Source organism: Desulfobulbus alkaliphilus (assembly GCF_016918545.1).
Classification (GTDB): Bacteria; Desulfobacterota; Desulfobulbia; order Desulfobulbales; family Desulfobulbaceae; genus Desulfobulbus; species Desulfobulbus alkaliphilus.
This window is the reverse complement of sequence record NZ_JAFFQC010000320.1, coordinates 1-423: the sequence shown is the minus strand read 5'-3', so window position 1 is coordinate 423 and position 423 is coordinate 1. Positions and strand designations below refer to the sequence as shown.

The 423-nt window shown below is 70.7% G+C and carries 1 protein-coding gene; it reads right to left on the bottom strand.

The window, feature by feature from the left end; all coding sequences use genetic code 11:
* Positions 1-423 (bottom strand): sirohydrochlorin cobaltochelatase (locus JWG43_RS18735; RefSeq protein ID WP_205244422.1); only part of this gene is annotated, 423 nt, incomplete at both ends.

Genomic DNA, 423 nt, shown 5'->3' with positions numbered 1-423 from the left:
ACCACGGAGAGCAGGGGCATGAGCCAGACACGGCGGGAGGTGAGGCGCGGCAGCAGGGCATCGAGCTCCAGGGCGCCGCTCATGGTGCCCACATGCACGCGGGCGTCCAGGGCCAGCACGGCCCCGGCAAGGGCCGCATACGCGGTCACGGCCTGTTGGCGGCTGCCGTGACCCATGAGCACCACGTCCTCGTCGGCCCGGCGTTCTTCCGGAAGATGGGCCAGCACGGCCCGTGCGGCGGCCCGGATGTCTTCGTCACAGGCCAGCAGGGGCGTCCCGATGCTCACATGCAGGCCGTCCAGGCGTCCGGCCTCGTCCGCATCGGCGCGCACGTCGGTATGTTCGCTGCCGGGGATGATCTGCAGGGGCTGCACGGCCACATGGGTGAAATTTTCCAGGCACAGGCGGCGCAGGGCCTTGAGC